The organism is Citrobacter sp. 21OH12SH02A-Citro, from assembly GCF_027919895.1.
Lineage (GTDB): Bacteria > Pseudomonadota > Gammaproteobacteria > Enterobacterales > Enterobacteriaceae > Citrobacter > Citrobacter braakii.
The window spans coordinates 4,731,253-4,750,094 of the sequence record NZ_CP114801.1 but is presented as its reverse complement, the minus strand read 5'-3'; the positions used below and the strand labels follow the sequence as shown (position 1 = coordinate 4,750,094).

General features: G+C 52.7%; 19 protein-coding genes and 1 pseudogene. 10 read left to right on the top strand and 10 right to left on the bottom strand.

The features are described from left to right. Window positions 1–53: 53 nt before the first annotated feature. The 6 genes from O6D90_RS22830 to fabY all read left to right on the top strand — a co-directional run bounded on the left by O6D90_RS22830 (window position 54) and on the right by fabY (window position 5,276). Window positions 54–1,379: an MFS transporter gene (locus tag O6D90_RS22830; protein WP_016157871.1), complete on the top strand. Its 1,326-nt coding sequence runs from the start codon at window positions 54–56 to the stop codon at window positions 1,377–1,379. Between the two features lie 30 nt (window positions 1,380–1,409). After that, window positions 1,410–2,300 (top strand): hypothetical protein, encoded by an 891-nt coding sequence (locus O6D90_RS22825; RefSeq protein WP_016157872.1) that lies wholly within the window; start codon window positions 1,410–1,412, stop codon window positions 2,298–2,300. A 90-nt stretch (window positions 2,301–2,390) separates the two neighbouring features. Next, window positions 2,391–2,990 (top strand): glucose-1-phosphatase, encoded by a 600-nt coding sequence (gene yihX, locus O6D90_RS22820; protein WP_016157873.1) that lies wholly within the window; start codon window positions 2,391–2,393, stop codon window positions 2,988–2,990. Beyond that, on the top strand, window positions 2,984–3,856 hold the full coding sequence (locus O6D90_RS22815; protein ID WP_019077938.1) for a virulence factor BrkB family protein: 873 nt from the start codon (window positions 2,984–2,986) through the stop codon (window positions 3,854–3,856). The genes yihX and O6D90_RS22815 overlap by 7 nt, the downstream gene beginning before the upstream one ends. Then, on the top strand, window positions 3,853–4,290 hold the full coding sequence (dtd, locus tag O6D90_RS22810; RefSeq protein ID WP_016157874.1) for a D-aminoacyl-tRNA deacylase: 438 nt from the start codon (window positions 3,853–3,855) through the stop codon (window positions 4,288–4,290). Before O6D90_RS22815 ends, dtd begins: the two co-directional genes overlap by 4 nt. Window positions 4,291–4,334: 44 nt before the next feature. After that, window positions 4,335–5,276: a fatty acid biosynthesis protein FabY gene (fabY, locus tag O6D90_RS22805; RefSeq protein WP_003825286.1), complete on the top strand. Its 942-nt coding sequence runs from the start codon at window positions 4,335–4,337 to the stop codon at window positions 5,274–5,276. 5 nt (window positions 5,277–5,281) lie between these two features. On the opposite strand, the gene O6D90_RS22800 is transcribed toward fabY, so the two are convergent. The 3 genes and pseudogenes from O6D90_RS22800 to O6D90_RS22790 all read right to left on the bottom strand — a co-directional run bounded on the left by O6D90_RS22800 (window position 5,282) and on the right by O6D90_RS22790 (window position 6,777). Continuing rightward, entirely contained in the window at window positions 5,282–5,569 is a 288-nt protein-coding gene (locus O6D90_RS22800; protein ID WP_016157876.1) for a type II toxin-antitoxin system RelE/ParE family toxin, read from the bottom strand. Continuing rightward, window positions 5,562–5,804, bottom strand: coding sequence for a type II toxin-antitoxin system ParD family antitoxin (locus tag O6D90_RS22795; protein WP_016155179.1), 243 nt, complete (start codon window positions 5,802–5,804; stop codon window positions 5,562–5,564). The genes O6D90_RS22800 and O6D90_RS22795 overlap by 8 nt, the downstream gene beginning before the upstream one ends. Before the next feature lie 64 nt (window positions 5,805–5,868). After that, window positions 5,869–6,777, bottom strand: a pseudogene (locus O6D90_RS22790) (alpha/beta hydrolase). 205 nt (window positions 6,778–6,982) lie between these two features. On the opposite strand from O6D90_RS22790, the gene O6D90_RS22785 reads away from it, so the two are divergent. Continuing rightward, a complete protein-coding gene (locus tag O6D90_RS22785) occupies window positions 6,983–7,225 on the top strand; it encodes a CopG family transcriptional regulator (RefSeq protein ID WP_016155181.1) in 243 nt (80 codons plus the stop codon). Further along, on the top strand, window positions 7,225–7,599 hold the full coding sequence (locus O6D90_RS22780; protein ID WP_016155182.1) for a type II toxin-antitoxin system VapC family toxin: 375 nt from the start codon (window positions 7,225–7,227) through the stop codon (window positions 7,597–7,599). The genes O6D90_RS22785 and O6D90_RS22780 overlap by 1 nt, the downstream gene beginning before the upstream one ends. Before the next feature lie 36 nt (window positions 7,600–7,635). On the opposite strand, the gene fdhE is transcribed toward O6D90_RS22780, so the two are convergent. From fdhE to fdnG, 4 genes are read right to left on the bottom strand one after another with little or no spacing between them, the layout of a single operon-like run. Then, window positions 7,636–8,565, bottom strand: coding sequence for a formate dehydrogenase accessory protein FdhE (gene fdhE / locus O6D90_RS22775; RefSeq protein WP_003028685.1), 930 nt, complete (start codon window positions 8,563–8,565; stop codon window positions 7,636–7,638). Beyond that, window positions 8,562–9,197, bottom strand: a complete 636-nt coding sequence (gene fdoI, locus O6D90_RS22770) for a formate dehydrogenase cytochrome b556 subunit (RefSeq protein WP_003028686.1) — start codon at window positions 9,195–9,197, stop codon at window positions 8,562–8,564. The genes fdhE and fdoI overlap by 4 nt, the downstream gene beginning before the upstream one ends. Continuing rightward, window positions 9,194–10,096, bottom strand: coding sequence for a formate dehydrogenase O subunit beta (fdoH, locus tag O6D90_RS22765; RefSeq protein WP_003028691.1), 903 nt, complete (start codon window positions 10,094–10,096; stop codon window positions 9,194–9,196). The genes fdoI and fdoH overlap by 4 nt, the downstream gene beginning before the upstream one ends. Window positions 10,097–10,108: 12 nt before the next feature. Continuing rightward, the gene (gene fdnG, locus O6D90_RS22760) at window positions 10,109–13,159 is read right to left on the bottom strand and encodes a formate dehydrogenase-N subunit alpha (protein ID WP_088583081.1); all 3,051 of its coding nucleotides are present in this window, start codon (window positions 13,157–13,159) and stop codon (window positions 10,109–10,111) included. A 194-nt stretch (window positions 13,160–13,353) separates the two neighbouring features. Between fdnG and fdhD the strand changes: the two genes are divergently transcribed. Both fdhD and O6D90_RS22750 read left to right on the top strand, forming a co-directional pair. After that, window positions 13,354–14,190: a formate dehydrogenase accessory sulfurtransferase FdhD gene (gene fdhD / locus O6D90_RS22755; protein WP_071600360.1), complete on the top strand. Its 837-nt coding sequence runs from the start codon at window positions 13,354–13,356 to the stop codon at window positions 14,188–14,190. 128 nt (window positions 14,191–14,318) lie between these two features. Beyond that, on the top strand, window positions 14,319–14,531 hold the full coding sequence (locus O6D90_RS22750) for a DUF1471 domain-containing protein (protein ID WP_003825262.1): 213 nt from the start codon (window positions 14,319–14,321) through the stop codon (window positions 14,529–14,531). A gap of 56 nt (window positions 14,532–14,587) precedes the next feature. Here the strand turns inward: O6D90_RS22750 and O6D90_RS22745 are convergent, their stop codons facing one another. Genes O6D90_RS22745 through O6D90_RS22735 form a run of 3 tightly spaced genes read right to left on the bottom strand, consistent with a single transcriptional unit; the run spans window position 14,588 to window position 18,838 of the window. Continuing rightward, complete coding sequence (locus tag O6D90_RS22745) at window positions 14,588–16,333, bottom strand: putative frv operon regulatory protein (protein ID WP_016157880.1); 1,746 nt, start codon at window positions 16,331–16,333, stop codon at window positions 14,588–14,590. Next, window positions 16,333–17,403, bottom strand: a complete 1,071-nt coding sequence (locus O6D90_RS22740) for an aminopeptidase (protein WP_016157881.1) — start codon at window positions 17,401–17,403, stop codon at window positions 16,333–16,335. The genes O6D90_RS22745 and O6D90_RS22740 overlap by 1 nt, the downstream gene beginning before the upstream one ends. Next, complete coding sequence (locus tag O6D90_RS22735; RefSeq protein ID WP_016157882.1) at window positions 17,393–18,838, bottom strand: PTS fructose-like transporter subunit IIBC; 1,446 nt, start codon at window positions 18,836–18,838, stop codon at window positions 17,393–17,395. Before O6D90_RS22735 ends, O6D90_RS22740 begins: the two co-directional genes overlap by 11 nt. Window positions 18,839–18,842: the final 4 nt, after the last annotated feature.

Below are 18,842 nucleotides of genomic sequence, written 5' to 3'. Positions count from 1 at the left end.
CTTTTTTAGTGATTTTATTGCGCAGATTTCTCGCCGACCCGGAGAGGAAAATTATGGCTGAAATAGAACATGTACCAGGGAAAGAGCTATCCGGCAAAGCCATGAGACGCGTTGTCATGGGCAGTTTCGCTGGCGCGTTGATGGAATGGTACGATTTTTTTATTTTCGGAACGGCAGCAGGGCTAGTCTTTGCTCCCCTGTTTTTCCCTGATAGCGATCCTTTTATTGGTTTAATCGCCGCATTCGCGACCTTTGGTGTGGGTTTTCTATCACGTCCGCTAGGGGGCATTGTTTTTGGCCATTTTGGCGATAAAGTCGGTCGCAAAATAACGTTGATTTGGACGTTAGCGATAGTTGGTTCCTCAACGTTTTTAATCGGCTTCATACCAACATACAAGGACATTGGTATCTGGGCCCCGATTATATTGATGGTTCTTCGTCTGGTGCAGGGGTTCGGTCTGGGTGGGGAATATGGCGGGGCTGCATTGATGACTATTGAATCTGCGCCTGAGGCGAAGCGCGGGTTTTTAGGTTCGCTCCCACAAACGGCAGCCTCGGTTGGGATTATGCTGGCGACAGGGGTGTTTGCATTATGCAATCACTTCCTGACCCAGGAAGAGTTTCTGGCCTGGGGATGGCGTATCCCTTTTTGGCTCTCTGCCATCATGTTAATTGTTGGGATGTTCATACGATTACATACTGAAGAAACACTGGATTTTAAAAAACAAAAAACGGCTGTCTCACAGGAACAATCAGCACCACCGTTGATTGAACTTTTCCGTAAGCATCCACGTAACATTCTGTTGGCGCTAGGGGCCAGGCTGGCGGAGAGCGTTTCGTCGAACATCATTAATGCCTTTGGTATTGTCTATATTTCCAGCCAGTTGGCATTATCAAGGGATATTCCACTCAACGGCATGCTAATCGCCTCAGCAATTGGCATTGTATGTTGTCCATTAATTGGTTGGATCTCTGACCGCGTTGGGCAACGGAAGATGTATTTATTTGGCGCTGGTTTTTGCATCCTTTTTGCATTCCCATTCTTCCTGCTGCTGGATACGAAAAGCACACTTATCATCTGGTGCTGCATGATTCTTGGCTATAACCTGGGGCCAACGATGATGTTTGCAGTACAGCCCACCTTATTTACTCGTATGTTCGGAACACGAGTGCGTTATACGGGTCTTTCATTTGCCTATCAGTTCTCCGCAATTCTGGGTGGGTTAAGCCCGCTAATTGCCTCCAGCTTGTTGGCGCTGGGAGGCGGGAAACCGTGGTATGTAGCACTGTTTCTGTTTGTTATCTCAATACTTTCATTCATTTGCGTCTGGCTTATCGAGCCACATTCAGACAATAAAAATGACGCTAATAACATTTAACTTCTTACCGAAATATCAGAGAGCAATAACATGAACAATGAATTGAATACTGAGCATTATCAAGCATTACAGCGTGCTTTTGATGCCGCCTGGCCGGGACCGATCGGTCAACCTATTTTGCTGGAAAAAGGACATTTACGTCTGCAAGTTTTTCCGCGTGATGGTGCCAGAATCACCTCGCTACAGGCATTTGGTTTTGAAGTGTTACGTCAATGGGAGCCACAGCGTAAAGCATTTCAGTATGGCTGCTTTCCTATGGTTCCTTGGGCAGGCCGCCTTGGCGATGCAACGTTGACAGTGGGGAAGAAACAGTACGCATTACCTGCTAACAAACCGCCTCATGCTCTACATGGTATGGCCTGTTATTCATCATGGGAAATTGTCGAACATAAAGCGGATACCTTGAAACTGCGCATGCCACTGGGCGCTCCATGGCCATGGCAAGGAGAGGTCCTGCAAACGCTGACCATTGAAGACGATGCGCTAATTCTACGCTTAGAAATTCATACTTTGTCTGAAACATTCCCTGCATCAGCTGGATGGCACCCTTGGTTTGCAAAACGACTCGACCAGCAGAATGAACAAGAACAATTACAGGTACTTTTTGATGCTGATTGGCAGGAAGAGGCTGGAAACAATGAGCTACCAACCGGTAAAAAAATCCCTCCACAATCAGGTCCGTGGGATGACTGCTTTGGTTTTAATAACGGTCTCAATGTCAGATTACAGTGGCCTGGTAAGCTGAGTATGACAATGACATCGAGTGCGCAAAGTCTGGTTGTCTTTGATAAACAGCCCGATGCAACTTGTGCCAATCCGCTTACTCAGGCGCCAAATGCGATAAATAGGACACCGCAGTTTGTCAGTGCAGGTCTTCCGTTGGTGATTGAGTCACGCTGGCAATTTGCACAGGAATTCTGATGGCTTAGCCAATAATCCCAACAGGGACGCATAGTCAAACTTCTCCTTTCCCGCTACAGTTATTCATCCACGGCGAATAAGGAGAAGGGCATGCTCTATATCTTTGATTTAGGTAATGTGATTGTCGATATCGACTTCAACCGCGTGTTGGGCACATGGAGCGATCTGAGCCGTGTACCGCTGGCCTCGCTGAAGCAAAGTTTCACCATGGGGGAGGCTTTTCACCAGCACGAGCGAGGTGAAATAACGGATGAAGCCTTTGCCGAGGCACTATGTCATGACATGGCGCTGCCGCTAAGTTACGAGCAGTTCTCTCACGGCTGGCAGGCCGTTTTTGTGGCATTGCGCCCTGAAGTCATCGACATCATGCATAAGCTGCGTGAGCAGGGGCATCGGGTGGTCGTCTTGTCGAATACTAACCGTCTGCACACAACATTTTGGCCGGATGAATATCCTGAAATTCGTCAGGCTGCTGACCATATTTATCTTTCCCAGGATCTGGGCATGCGAAAACCGGAAGCGCGGATTTACCAGCATGTCCTGCAGTCTGAAGGTTTTTCTGCGGACGATGCGGTCTTTTTTGACGACAACGCCGATAATATTGAAGGAGCTAACCGGTTAGGGATTACCAGTATCCAGGTCGTCGATAAAACGACCATTCCTGACTATTTCGCGAAGTTGTTATGTTAAAAAATGTTCAGCAACAAGCCAGGCACCATACGCGTCCTGTACGGGCCTGGCTGAAGCTACTATGGCAGCGGATTGATGAGGACAACATGACGACGCTGGCAGGGAATCTTGCCTACGTTTCACTGCTCTCATTAGTGCCGCTTATCGCCGTTGTATTTGCTCTTTTCGCCGCATTTCCGATGTTTTCCGACGTCAGTGCCCAGCTACGTCATTTTATTTTCGCAAATTTTATCCCGGCGACGGGAGACGTCATCCAGCGTTATATCGAACAGTTTGTCGCCAACTCGAACAAAATGACGGCCGTTGGGGCATGTGGGCTGATTGTCACGGCGTTATTGCTGATGTATGCCATTGATAATGCTCTGAATACTATCTGGCGCAGTAAGCGCACTCGTCCCAAAGTTTACTCTTTCGCCGTTTACTGGATGATTTTAACGCTGGGGCCGCTGCTGGCGGGGGCTAGTCTGGCGATCAGCTCTTATTTGTTGTCATTGCGCTGGGCCAGCGATCTCAACTCGGTGATTGATGACGTCTTGCGTATTTTCCCTCTGGTGCTTTCCTGGCTCTCGTTCTGGCTGCTTTACAGCATTGTACCAACTACGCGTGTGCCCAATCGTGATGCGGTTATTGGCGCCTTTGTGGCCGCCGTGTTGTTCGAGGCCGGAAAGAAAGGATTTGCGCTCTACATCACGATGTTCCCGTCGTATCAGCTCATTTACGGTGTCCTGGCGGTGATCCCCATTTTATTTGTCTGGGTATACTGGACGTGGTGTATCGTCTTGCTAGGCGCGGAAATAACTGTCACTCTCGGGGAATACCGCAAACTTAAACAAGCCGCAGAACAAGAAGAAGCAGATCAACCATGATTGCATTAATTCAGCGCGTAACCCGTGCCAGCGTCACCGTGGAGGGCGAGGTGACGGGTGAAATTGGCCCAGGACTTTTGGTCCTGTTAGGTGTCGAAAGGGATGATGACGAACAGAAAGCGAACCGTCTGTGCGAGCGCGTACTCGGCTATCGAATCTTTAGCGATGCCGAAGGAAAAATGAACCTCAACGTGCAGCAATCAGGTGGCAGTGTGCTGGTGGTTTCACAGTTCACGCTGGCGGCAGATACCGAACGTGGCATGCGCCCGGGGTTTTCGAAAGGCGCTTCGCCCGAGCGGGCAGAAGCGCTGTATGAATACTTTGTTGAGCGTTGCCGCCAACAGGAAATGAATACGCAAACCGGTCGATTCGCTGCGGATATGCAGGTTTCACTGGTTAATGATGGCCCCGTGACGTTCTGGTTACAAGTATGAACCAGCTACCGGTGTGGCCGCGGGCAACAAGAGAGAATACGACTATGTATCACCTTCGAGTACCGCAAACAGAAGAAGAGTTGGAGCGTTACTACCAGTTTCGCTGGGAGATGTTGCGTAAACCGTTGCACCAGCCCAAAGGCTCCGAACGGGATGCCTGGGACGCGATGGCGCATCACCAGATGGTGGTGGACGAAGAGGGAAATCTGGTCGCGGTTGGGCGTTTGTATATCAATGCGGATAACGAAGCCTCCATACGTTTTATGGCCGTTGACCCCTCTGTGCAGGAGAAAGGGTTGGGCACGCTGATGGCTATGACCCTGGAGTCTGTGGCGCGTCAGGAAGGGGTAAAGCGCGTAACCTGTAGCGCCCGTGAAGATGCGGTCGAATTTTTCGCCAAACTGGGGTTTGTGAGTCAGGGCGAAATTACCACGCCGCAAACCACGCCGGTGCGCCATTTTTTGATGATTAAGCCCATCGCAACGCTGGACGACATTCTCCATCGCGGGGACTGGTGCGGACAGCTACAGCAAGCCTGGTACGAACATATTCCATTGAGTGAGAAAATGGGCGTGCGCATTCAGCAGTACACCGGGCAGAAATTTATTACTACGATGCCAGAGACAGGCAATCAGAACCCGCACCATACGCTGTTTGCCGGAAGCCTGTTTTCACTGGCGACGTTAACGGGCTGGGGGCTTATCTGGCTGATGCTGCGCGAGCGTCATCTGGGGGGGACGATAATCCTCGCCGACGCGCATATCCGATACAGCAGGCCAATTACCGGGAAACCTACCGCTATTGCCGATCTGGGCTCGCTGAGCGGTGACCTGGACCGTCTGGCAAGAGGCCGCAAGGCGCGCGTTCAGATGCAGGTCGGGGTGTTTGGCGATGACACGCCGGGCGTCGTGTTTGAAGGTACCTACATTGTGCTACCCGCGAAACCGTTTGGCGCATATGAAGAGGGCGGGAATGAGGAAGAGTAGTTTCTCTAGTTAATATGCAATATTGGGTTCATTTGCTGATGTAAAATGCGGATTATGAAAATGCCATAATCCGCATTTTGATAAAAAATTGCATGTTGGCGGTGGTTGTATTGACGGGTACCTTCCTTAATTTCAGAGCTGTTGCGACCCATCAAAGGATTTTTCTCTAATAGTAAAAAAAGCTGCTCCATCTCAGTCGTGTATTTATCTGCATGTTGATAACCGAATTTTCTCCAGGTGTATTCATAGATAGATTCAAAGTCTTCGACTGCCCGATTAGAGAGTTTATACATTCAGACTGCGCTTCTTCCTGAGCGCGACCTCCTGTAGAGTCAGGTCGCTTGTGCCACTGTGTATCCCATCCTCCAGCGCGTCGCGTAATGCATTATTTCGCAATTCTTGTTCCTCCAGCAAACGCAATGCCGAACGAACAACTTCGCTGGTGGAGCCATAGCGCCCACTTTCAATCATTTCGTTAATAAAACGATCGAGATGCTCGCCGATTGTAATGCTGGTAGTTCTGGGCATAAGTTTGTCCTTTGTGTTATCTATTCACACAAGATAGCACCCGTGGACGAAAACATAAACAACCCTAACGGCCAAGCCGCCAGGCCACATCTCGCATAACATTTCGTGCCGCCTGGCTCACTCCTGCCAACTGGAAAAATCCGTGGATAACGCCAAGATAGCGTTGGCAGGTACACTCCACGCCCTGCTCCTAGAACCGTTGATACAGGGCCTCACCCTCATCGCGCAGTGGGTCGAATTCGGCTGTAATGATGTGCGTGGGCGGCAGACCGTTGAAGTCTTCACGCCAGACTGGGCTGGCTTCGGGATGCCGCAGGTCGGTTTGCGGCAAATACATCTCGTAGCCCGAAAGCAACGTGTCACGTGTGATAATGTAATCCTGCCCATTTCGGTCGTAGCTCTCAAACCTGGCGGTTGCGTCCAGCATTGGGTAAATCAGCATTAGCTGCGCAGGTTGCCATTGATTGGCAGCTTTCAAGCGCAGTGCGGTGACCAGCGCCAGATGCCCGCCCGCGCTGTCGCCAGCAAGCGTAATCCTGCCGCGGTCGACACCCAGTTTCTGGGCATACTTCCAGATAATATTGGCTCCCGTTTCAGCGTCGTTATGTGCAGCCGGGAAAGTATGCTCTGGTGCAAGGCGATACTGCACCGCAATGACTCGACAGCCGCTGTACCAGGCGAGCTGCCTTAGCTGGTTATCATGCGTCGCGAATCCGCCACTGACAAAGCAGCCACCGTGATAATAGATAACGCAGGGGAGATTTCCCGTGGCGTCCCGCGGCGAAACAACGCGAAATGTCATTGCATCGAGTTCAATATCTTCAACCTGTACGCGGGTTTCAGTTTCTCCTGCCAGTACCGCGCTGGCAATGTAGCCTGCTCTCCGGTCATCAATATTTTGCTCGCGCGAAGAAGGGCGTCCCGCCGCGATAAATGTCTCAACCAGCTGTGCAATCCCGCTTTCCAGTGCCATTTATTATTTTCCTTATCTGTATGGATATACAGGTTTATAACCTGGATAGCCACGAATGAGAATGGGAAAAGTGACGGGGTGTACGATTCTGGAAAGCGGCTCGCAAAAGTAAAAATCGTTCGCGTGAAGGCTATTTTCTCGCTTTTCTCGGGTGTATGTTGTGTGGAAATTAATCGCCGATGATATACTGGAGGTATATGTGAGTATGATGGCTGGGATGGATATGGGCAGAATTTTACTCGATTTATCAGACGAAGTGATCAAACGTCTTGATGATCTCAAGGTGCAGCGTAATCTGCCGCGGGCTGAGCTTTTGCGGGAGGCTGTTGAACAGTATCTTGAGAGGCAGGATCAAGCTGAAACGACAATTTCACGTGCTCTTGGGCTATGGCAAGGTTGTGAGGAAGATGGCGTTGATTATCAGCGTAAACTCCGCGAGGAATGGTAATGGTCACAGGATCTGCGCTTTTTGATACCAACATCCTGATCGACCTGTTTAGCGGGCGAAGTGAAGCAAAACTAGCGATAGAAACATGGCCGCCGCAGAACGCAATCAGCCTCATTACATGGATGGAGTTGATGGTGGGAGCAAAAAAATATCATCAGGAATCTCGCACACGCGTTGCGCTAGGCGCTTTTAATGTGATCGGTGTTTCACAGGATATTGCTGAACGAAGCGTGAGTATCAGGCAGGAATATGGGATGAAATTGCCGGATGCCATCATTTTGGCCACTGCGCAGATTCATCGTCTTACACTGGTTACGCGTAATACCAGGGATTTTGCAGGCATATCCGGCGTGGTCACACCGTATACGTTATAACCCGGGCGACCTGCGCCGCCCGGTAGTGCGAAGAACTTACTCCCCTTCACCCGGGAACAGGAACGGGTTGATGGAGCTGCGGGCAAAGCCCTCTTGCTCCATGTGTGCGTCCAGCATCAGTGAAGCGAGATCGTCGGCTACGGCCTCGACTTTCGGGTCTTTTTCCTGATAGAGAATCTTCAGGTAAGTCCCGCAATCGCCGCAGCTTTCAGCTTTAATTGCCGCCTGTTCGTTATCCAGCGACCAGTAGTTCAAATCACGGCTCTGCTCGCAGTTGCTGCACTTCACGCGCACCACGTGCCACTCGGTTTCGCACAGGTTGCAGTGCAAATAGCGCAGCCCCTGAGTGGTACCGATTTGCACCATGCTGGAGACCGGCATTGAACCACACACCGGGCAGTACTGACGCTGTTCGCCGTATTCCGCACGGGCTTTGCCGGGGATCAGGCTCGCCATCTGCGCCCAGTAGAGCGACAGGGCAGCCCAAATGAACGGTGCTTTGTCGCTGCTGACGGAGGCGAAATCGGAGGCAAACAGCGCGCTGGCCATCAGTTCCAGCTCCTGCTCCGAGGCTTTTTCCAGATTCTCGATCACGGCCAGCGCAGGGCCGCTCATTTCCGGCTTCAGCTCAGCAATTAGCGATTGCAGCAGTTTTTGCCAGTGCTTGTCGCGTGGCAGAACGTGGATATCCAGTGGCGGTTTGCCCTGATCGTTCGCTTCTTTGATGCGAGCGGTCAGATCCATCTGCAGCGGATGGTCGTACAACACCACTTCCTGCGCGTGAGCGATCAGCGCGGCAAAACGCAGGTAATCACCCAGTGGGTTGTTCTCGGCCAGCTCGCGCAGACGTTCAGCGCGGCGGTTATACAAATTTTTGAGTCTGGGGAATAATAACGGCGGAATCATATCCGCCGTGCGTTTCTCGCTCTTCTCCAGCTCATCTTGCGGGATTATGCGAATACTCATTCAGATGACTTTTCCTGTTTCTGGCGGACTTCACGGTACCAGCGCGGGTGATGTTTCTTCGCCCATGAGCTGGTAACCCATCCTTCCACCATCGCGGTAATGGTGCCTTTCACCCAAAGGGCGGCGTAAATGTGCACCATGATAACCACAATTAACGCTACTGCGGCAAATGAATGCAGCATTAACGCGAATCGGATCACCGGGATTGAGAAAGCAGGCGCAAAATACGGACGCCAGATGACCACTCCGCTCACCAGCAACAGGACCAGGAAGATAATCGCCGCCCAGAATACGCATTTCTGGCCGAAGTTATAACGTCCAGTGTCACCTACTTCCTCGTTGACGACAATCTTACGAATATTCTTCGCCCAAAAGATATCATCCCGATTGATTAGATTGTGGTGCCAGTAACGGAAAAACATGATGATAAACGAGGCAAACATGATCACGCCGACAAACGGGTGCACAATTCGCGCCAGTTGCGGCGTGCCCATGATGTGCATCAGCCAGTTAAACGACGGGAAGAGAAAACCCATCCCGCTCACTGCCGCCAGAATGAAGCAGAAGGCGGTGATCCAGTGGTTGATGCGTTCCGGCGCCGTGTAGCGCACGATGGTGTCACGTCGTTTCATTTGCGCACCTCGTCTTTTTCTTCATGCAGATTGTCTTCTTCCTCTTCCGCACGGTTCGGGCCTACGCCGACGTAGTGGAAGATACTGGCCGCAAATGTCGCTGCAAAGCCGACGGCTGCGAGAGGTTTCCAGATGCCTTTCCAGAACTTCACGGTGGCGCTGATTTCCGGGTTCTCCGGCAGACCGTGGTACAGATTCGGCTTGTCCGCATGGTGCAATACGTACATCACGTGCGTACCGCCAACGCCTGCCGGATCGTACAGACCCGCGTTTTCGTAACCACGCGTTTTCAGCTCCGCCACGCGCTCACCGGCCAGCGTTTTCATCGATTCTTTAGTGCCGAAATGAATAGCGCCGGTTGGACACGTTTTCACGCAGGCTGGTTCTTGTCCGACCACTACACGGTCAACGCACAGCGTACATTTGTAAACGCGGTTGTCTTCCGGGTTGAGGCGCGGCACGTCGAACGGGCAGCCCGCGATACAGTAGCCACAGCCGATGCACTGCTCGGACTGGAAGTCGACGATACCGTTGGCATACTGAATGATTGCTCCTTCGGCCGGACACGCCTTCAGGCAGCCCGGATCGGCGCAGTGCATACAGCCATCCTTGCGGATTAGCCACTCCAGTTTGTCGTTTTGTTCCACTTCCGAGAAGCGCATTACCGTCCAGGATTTAGCGGTCAAATCAGCCGGGTTGTCGTACACCCCAACGTTGTTGCCCACTTCATCACGGATGTCGTTCCATTCTGAACACGCCACCTGACACGCTTTACAGCCGATACAGGTGGTGACGTCGATAAGCTTCGCCACCTCTTCCTGATGGTCCCGCGCCTGAGGCGCGGGGGTGAAACCGTTAGTGGCGGAACGACGAATGATGTCTTGCGATTGATAAGCCATAGGTCGTCTCCGTTACACCTTTTCCACGTTCACGAGGAAGGACTTAAATTCCGGCGTCTGCGTGTTCGCATCACCGACGAATGGCGTTAACGTGTTAGCGATAAAGCCTTTTTTCGCCACACCTTCGTAGCCCCAGTGAATCGGGATTCCGATAGTGTCGATATCCTGACCGTTGGCCTTCAACGTGCGAATACGTTTGGTCACCACCGCTTTGGCTTTAATGTAGCCACGGTTAGAGGAGACTTTGACGGTATCGCCATGAGAGATACCGAGCTTATTCGCCAGCTTCTCGCCAATTTCCACAAACTGCTCCGGCTGGGCGATAGCGTTAAGCAGCGCATGCTTAGTCCAGTAGTGGAAGTGCTCGGTCAGACGGTAGGTCGTACCGACGTACGGGAACTTATCCGCTTTACCCAGTGCTTCCGCATCACCTTTAAAGATACGTGCGGCAGGGTTAGAGATAACGTTCGGGTGCAGCGGGTTAGTCCCCAGCGGCGTTTCAAACGGCTCGTAGTGTTCCGGGAACGGACCTTCTGCCATCTTATCGATAGCAAACAGGCGTCCCATCCCTTCCGGCTGCATGATGAACGGCCCAACGTTGCTGCCCGGCGCGGCGGCACTGTAGTCTGGAATATCCATCCCGCTCCATTTCGCCCCGTCCCATTTCAGGATCTGACGTTTTGGATCCCACGGATTCCCCTGCGGGTCAGCGGAGGCGCGGTTATACAGAATGCGGCGGTTGAGCGGCCACGCCCATGCCCAGCCCAGCGTATTGCCAAGGCCTGACGGATCGGCGTTATCGCGGCGTGCCATCTGGTTGCCTTCCGGCGTCCAGCTACCGGCAAAAATCCAGCAGCCGCTGGAGGTGGTACCGTCGTCACGCAGTTGGGCAAACGAGCTAAGCTGTTGGCCTTTCTTGACGATAACGGCACCGGTGGCCGGGTCGATAATGTCGGCCAGGGCTTTACCGTTGCTCTCCATCGCCACTTCTTCCGAAGCCGGTTCGTGTGGTGTGGAGTAGTTCCAGGTCATGCTCAGCACCTGTTCCGGGTTCGCGCCACCCTGTTCGGCATACATCTTGCGCAGACGCAGGAAGATACCGGCGAGGATTTCACCATCGGTAACGGCAATTCCTGGGGCATCCGCACCTTTCCAGTGCCACTGCAGCCAGCGACCGGAGTTGACGATAGAACCGTTCTCTTCGGCGAAGCAGGTGGACGGCAGACGGAATACTTCAGTCTGGATTTTCGACGGGTCAACATCGTTCGACTCACCGTGGTTCTGCCAGAAGGTGGAGGTCTCTGTGTTGAGCGGGTCGATGGTAACCAGGAACTTCAGTTTGGATAGCGAAGCCACCACCTTGTTTTTATTCGGGAATGATGCGACCGGGTTAAAGCCCTGGCAGATATAGCCATTCACTTTGCCCTGGTTCATCATCTCGAAGTACTGCAGGACGTCGTACCCTTTATCCCACTTCGGCAGCCAGTCGAAGCCCCAGCTGTTTTCCGCTGTCGCTTTATCGCCAAAGAAGGCTTTCATCATCGAAACGAAGAATTTCGGGTAGTTGCCCCAGTAGTTCACCTGGCCTTCCAGCAACGGTTTTGGCGTGTTGGCGGCAAGGTAAGTTTGCAGGTCAGTTTGTTTCTCGCTTGGCAGCGTCATGTAGCCCGGCAGGCTTTGTGACAGCAGACCTAAGTCGGTCAGACCCTGAATGTTAGAGTGTCCGCGCAGGGCGTTAACGCCGCCGCCTGCCATCCCCATATTGCCAAGCAGCAACTGGATCATCGCCATGGTACGGATGTTCTGCGCACCAACGGAGTGTTGCGTCCAGCCCAGTGCGTACAGGAACGACGCGGTTTTATCTGGGCGGCTTGTTTCTGCGATGTACTCACAGACCTTCAGGAAGTCGGCCTTTGGCGTACCGCAGATATTTTCTACGACGTCCGGCGTGTAGCGGGAGACGTGCTGTTTCAGCAGGTTCCATACGCAGCGCGGATGTTGCAGGGTGACATCGCGTTTGGCGAAGCCTTTTTCATCCAGTTCGTAGTTCCAACTGGTTTTGTCATACTTGCGTTTGTCCGCGTCGTAGCCGGTAAACAGGCCATCTTCGAAACCGTAATCCTCACGCACGATCAGGCTTGCGTTGGTATAGGCTTCAGTGTATTCGCGGTTGAATTTTTCGTTGTTCAGCAGGTACAGCAAAACACCTGACAGGAAAGCAATGTCAGTACCGGAACGAATCGGAGCATAGAAATCAGCCACCGCCGCGGTTCGCGTAAAGCGCGGATCGATAACAATCAGTTTCGCGCCGTTGTGAATTTTGGCTTCCATCGCCCAGCGGAACCCGACCGGGTGAGCTTCAGCGGCGTTACCGCCCATCACCACAACGAGGTTGGCGTTTTTAATGTCGACCCAGTGGTTGGTCATCGCACCGCGACCAAATGTTGGAGCAAGACTTGCTACCGTTGGTCCGTGTCAGACGCGTGCCTGGTTGTCGACCGCGAGCATACCAAGCGCGCGGGAGAATTTTTGTGTTAAATAGCCGGTTTCGTTACTGGAAGCGGAAGCACACAGCATCCCGGTGGAAAGCCAGCGGTTAACGGTTACGCCTTCGGCGTTTTGTGCAACGTAGTTAGCGTCGCGATCTTCTTTCATCAGCTTAGCGATGCGGTCAAATGCCTCATCCCAGCTAATCTGTTGCCACTTATCAGAGCCAGGTGCGCGGTATTCCGGGAATTTCAGGCGGCTTTCAGAGTGGATGAAGTCCACAAGTCCTGCCCCTTTCGGGCACAGTGCGCCACGGTTCACCGGGTGATCCGGGTCCCCTTCGATATGGAAGATGGATGCTTTGGCGTTTTTTGCTCCGTCACCGAGACTGTACATTAACAGTCCACAGCCAACGGAACAGTAAGTGCAGGTGTTACGGGTTTCGCGGGTGCGCAGCAATTTATATTGCCGTGTTTCCGCTAGCGCTACGCCGGGTGCAAAGCCCAGTGCCGCTGCCGTGGTGCCTGCCATACCGCCAGCGCAGATCTTAAAGAACTGCCTTCTGCTGACCTGCATGGTTCGCTCCTTGTTTCGACATTGTCACGTTCCCTTCGTTTTCCTATAACGCGAACGCGAGGGAAGTGGTTGTTATTTTTCTTTGCGGACGGGACCGCAAAGGTCCAGAATTGGGTGAATTTCCCTCCGTCCAGGAGGGGTTTGTAAAGAATACCACAATGTTGGTATGCGTGTTCCAATACGGTTAAAAGAAAGTGAATAAGATTATTCAAGAAAACATCAAGAATGTGACATCTCCGACAGGATCTCGTCAGTTGACCCTCTGGAAGCGCGAGGACTTGCAACATCCTCAGCCAGATGAGGTAGCTGAGGAAGTGCCTGTGGCACTGGTATACAACGGGATTTCACACGTGGTGATGATGGCATCACCGAAAGATCTTGAGCACTTCGCGATGGGTTTTTCACTTTCTGAAGGCATTATTGAGTCCTCGCAAGATATTTACGGGATGGACGTGGTGCCTTCCTGCAGCGGATTAGAAGTGCAGGTTGAGCTGTCCAGCCGACGCTTTATGGGGCTGAAAGAGCGTCGTCGCGCACTGGCCGGTCGGACTGGCTGCGGTGTTTGTGGCGTGGAGCAACTTAATGATATTGGCAAACCGGTTCAGCCGCTGCCGTTTACCCAGACATTCAATCTGGCGCATCTCGATAACGCCTTAAGGCATCTCCCTGATTTCCAGCCTGTTGGGCAACTGACAGGCTGCACGCACGCGGCTGCCTGGGTACAGCCGTCAGGTCATCTGGCGGGTGGGCATGAAGATGTTGGACGTCATGTTGCGCTGGATAAACTGCTGGGGCGACGTGCGATCGAAGGGGAAACCTGGCAGCAGGGCGCGGTATTAGTCTCCAGCCGCGCCAGCTACGAGATGGTGCAGAAGTCGGCAATGTGCGGCGTGGAAATCCTGTTTGCTGTTTCTGCGGCGACAACGCTCGCTGTGGAAGTTGCCGAACGCTGTAACCTGACGCTGGTGGGTTTTTGCAAACCGGGCCGGGCGACGATTTATACACATCCCGAGCGTCTGATAACTGAGTAACCAGTATTCAATTAATTTGAATAAGACTGGCAAATCCTTCCGCTTTTAGTTGTGCGATGAGATGGCTATTATTTATCACATCAAGGCACGGTGCCTTAATCAAACAACTAAGTTAAAGGGTTTATATCATGAAAAGCATCAAAACTTTTGTCGCAGTTATCGCTCTGGCTACTTCTTTCGGTTCTTTCGCTGCTCAGACAGTTACCGCAACTGGTTCTACACTGGAAAGCGCTGAAGCAAAAATTGCCGCTCAGGCTGAACGTGCAGGTGCCAGCGATTATAAAATCACTCAGGCATACACCGGCAACCGCGTGCACATGACCGCTGAACTGCTGAAATAAGATACCTCAGTACTGTCGAAAGAGCGCCCTTGAGGCGCTTTTTTCATTTCCGGCATTCACTGCCTGAGCAATGCGATAAACGCGTTATAGTCTTTCAATCCCGCAATAGTTTCTGCCGGATGGCTGCTCAGCACGCTGGATAAATAACTGAAGATTTTTAGCTCATGCCGCGCCTCGGCGGCGGCACAGGCGATCAGGACATGGCTGACCGGTTCGTTATTCACCAGAATAGGGTGTGCGAGGGTAATAAAGAAACCACGAAAGCGACGCTCCTGTTCGCTCCAGCAATGAGGAATCGCCAGGCGATTCACGATCAGGTTTTCACCTTCATGCTCCCGGGCGCAAATGCGCAGCGCTTCGTCCTCGGTGATATGGCTCTGTGCCACAAGCTGGCCGCAGATCCGGCCGATGATACTCTGCCAGCTTTCGGCCTTCATATTGGCGTAATGGAAGCTGCCCGGCTGTAAAAAGAAACGTTCGGGCTGCTGGCGGATAAAGGCCGTCGCGAGGAAGTGTTTAATCTGCTCGGTACCCGCAGAGGTGATGATATTCTTGATGGTTAAGGTGTTTTTTATAGATTCATCAAGTAAATAGTGACTATTGTTGATGATTAACAGTGGGGTGATTTCTTCACTGATGGCGCTGACTTCACTCGTATTTCGCGCAATGATCACCCGACAATTCAGAACATCTCGCTCAATGGCCTGTTGGTTGATGGTGGCGATAGCATTCTGGTCGGATAACAAAATGACCGGCTGGCGCTCGTTTTGATGGCGCTCCAGGGCGCAGGCGAAGTAAAGCCCGATGAGGTCGCTATCGAACAGTGGGATATCCAGTTTTTCACGCAACAGGGCAATAAAACGCAGACTCAAATCGAAGGCGGCAGGCCAGGTCGACTTCAGGTTGTGCATACTGCTCTGGCGATGTTCCGGTACCCAAACCGGGGCAGACACGCATCTCAGCAGGTGGCCGGTAATATTATCAACCAGTTGGGTATCGATAACGTTCAACGCAGTGATGCCGGGAACGCTTTTTAACAACAAGGTCACCGCATCGGCAGAAATTGTCATTGCCTGCTGTTGTCTGATTTCCAGAAGGCCGATCAGTGTTCTGAAGGCGTTCTCGCCCAGGTAGACTCCTCCTTGTTCCACCGCATTTTTCAGTGAAACATACCGACACTCCGGCCATGATCCGGAGAGCTGGTTACGCAGGGCATAGACGGCCAGCACCAGACTTGCCAGGTACTCTCCCGAGATGAGCGGGAATTCATTAAGTTTTTCACATGCTGCATTGAGCCTGTCGATGTTGTCTCGGGTAATACCCGGCAGTGGAATTAAGAGGGGATCTTTTTTAAGCAGATTCGCCAACAGGATAATGCGCTTTTCTTCCGGTTCATCAATGAAATGACCGACGCCCGGGCGACTGGCAAGACAAAAGGCGCGCTCATAGCGCTGCTTCAACCGTGGGAGACGATCGGCCACCCAGGTTTCAGGTAAATTGAGCGCCGAAGCCAGCTGTACACGCGGTGTAAAGGTATTGAGCAGAAGAAAGGCCAGCAACCGGTCATCATTATCATGGCGTTGCAGAAGCTGAAAATAACCGCGTCTGTCGACAATTTCCAACTGATAGCCCGCACTGCCACCGGGCTGAATGCGGGCCTTACCGCTGAGGGTAAAATTGAGGTAGTCAATATCGCGCAGGATGGTTCTGCCTGAAACGCCAGTTTGCCGCGCCAGGTCGCCCAGCAAACACGGCTGCTGTTCAAGAAGATCCACCAATTTTAACTGGCGTTCCGAAAGCATTAACTCTCCCGGCGAAAGTCAGTAAGCGCGCGGACCTTTTCGGTCGACAGCGAGGTGAGCAGTTCCCGCACCAGCGTAAACAGCGCGTCGTAATCCGATGCGGAAATCATGCCGCTGTTGGCGTGGAGATAGCGCGTCGGCAGGCATAGTGCCGCCACCGGACGACCGCCGCCCATAACGTTATAGCGTCCACCGTCCGTCGCCCCGGTTTTCATGGTGCAAAACTGCAATGACGCACCGCTGTTTTCTGCACACGCTTTTAATGTGGCAACCAACTGCTGATTAGGGAAATAGCGCTTATCGAACAGCATCAGCCCTGGGCCCTCGCCAAGCTTGAGTGGGTATTTAATGCTGTCGATTCCGGGCACATCGCCCGCAACCGCAGTATCCAGCACGATCACCACATCGGGCTTGATATGCTCCGCTGAGGTTTGCGCCCCGCGTAGACCCACTTCTTCTTCCACACTGCCCACGCCGTACAGGGTAATTTCAGGGTTATTCACGGTTTGTAAAAGCTCGGCCATTAGGGCGCAGCCGACGCGATTATCCAGCGCTTTGCCGACGATCTTATCTTCGCCCCAGCGAGCGAAATTGGCTTCCGGGCTAACGAAATCACCGATCGCAATTCCGCGGTTTTCTACTTCTTCGCGGCTGTTGGCACCAATATCGATGAACATTTCGTCAAATGTCAGAGGTTGCTGTTTCTGCTTTTCCGTTAAGGCGTGCGGTGCTACGGAGCCGATTATGCCAGGGATTTTAACGCCCTTGCGGGTACGGATGGCGACCCGGTGGTTCAGCATCGACTGGCTCCACCAACCGCCAATGGTGGTGAAGCGCAAAAAGCCGCTTTCGTCGATATGCGTGACCATAAAGCCCACTTCATCCATGTGACCGACGATGGCAACCTTCGGCCCACGGTTGCCCTTGCGTGCGACAAAGCTGCCGAGGCCGTCAAAAGTGATTTCATCGACGCTGGAATCCAGCGCATTAATGAGAAGAGTGCGAACTTCCTGCTCATCACCGCTGACGGCGCTGGCTTCGCATAACTGCTGAAGTAACTCAATGTTCATGGGCAAGCTCCTGCTGTGCGGCTTTACGTTTCAGCCACAATCCTTTCAGGATGATAATTAACGAAATGTTCAGCGCCAGACCGATAGCCAGCACCAGGTAAAATGACCCCACCGGAGACATCAGGCCAATCAGCGGATCAAAGATACCTAAACCCGGCGCGAGACGTTTGATTCCAAAGGCGATGACCAGCATGCCGGTAATACCACCGGAGAGCGTATTGGCGGTAATCATCGGCAGCGGCGCGGCCAGCGCATAGGGGATTGCCGGTTCGGTGGCGACGGTGGCACCCACCACAATCGCACTGCTGGCGGCGGCCTTCTCCTGCTGGGTAAACAGTTTTGGCGCTAAATAGGTAGCGATACCTGCCGCGACGGGCGGCATCAGCGCCACCACGCCGACGATGGCGTACCAGTCATAGATATGTTTTTCCAGCAGTGAGAAGCAGAAGAACCAGGCCGTTTTATTGATTGGCCCGCCCATATCAAATGCCAGCATTGCGCCAACGAGGAAGGCTGCGCCCATTTTCATTGATGGCGGAATGGTGTTCAGGAAGTGCAGCAGCCCCCCCATGATGTCGGACATCACCGGGCCGATGACGTAATAAGTCAGTACGCCAAACACCAGCAAAGTGACAAACGGGATCAGCATGGAGCCGAGCAGCGGCTGCAACGCTTTGCCGAGCCGAACCTTGCGAAACCAAAGCACAAAGTAGCCAATTGCCAGCCCGAGTACGACCGCGCCGAGAAACCCCGCGCCGGACTGGGTGCCGAGAAGACCTTTATCGTTCGCCAGGTAACACACCAGAAACGCCGGGGCAAAAGCGGGCTTATCGGCAATCGACCACGCGATGTATGCCCCCATAATGGGGATCATAAAGGTGAAGCCCAGATAGCCGATGGATTCAACAACCCAAGTGAACGACGGCGCACCTTTCGACATATCGGCATAGGGCAAACCGAACTGCACCAGCATATTAGCGATGGCAACCAGAATACCGCCGCCAATAACAAACGGCAGCGCGGCGGAAACGCCAGCCATCAGGTGGCTCATCACGCTACCGTGCTGGACCTCCTGTTTTCCCAGCTTCACGCTGCTATCAGTGGCAAAAAGTTGTGAATGAGTCGGTAACTGCGTAAAAATCAGGTCGATATTTTTCAGCGCCTGGGAAATGGCTATTTCATAGACTTTTTTCCCGGCGAAACGCCCCCGGTCTTCACCGCTCAGGCCGCGACCTGTAGCCAGAATAACGTAATCGGCAGCGGCAATTTCTTCACTGGTCAGTCGGTTTTCGACGCCGCTTGAGCCCTGGGTTTCGACTTTAATCGTATGGCCGAGCGAGCGCGCTTTTTGCTCCAGCGCTTCTGCCACCATATAAGTGTGGGCGATACCCGCCGGACAGTTGGTAATCGCCACTAAACGCAAGGATGACTCCATAGCC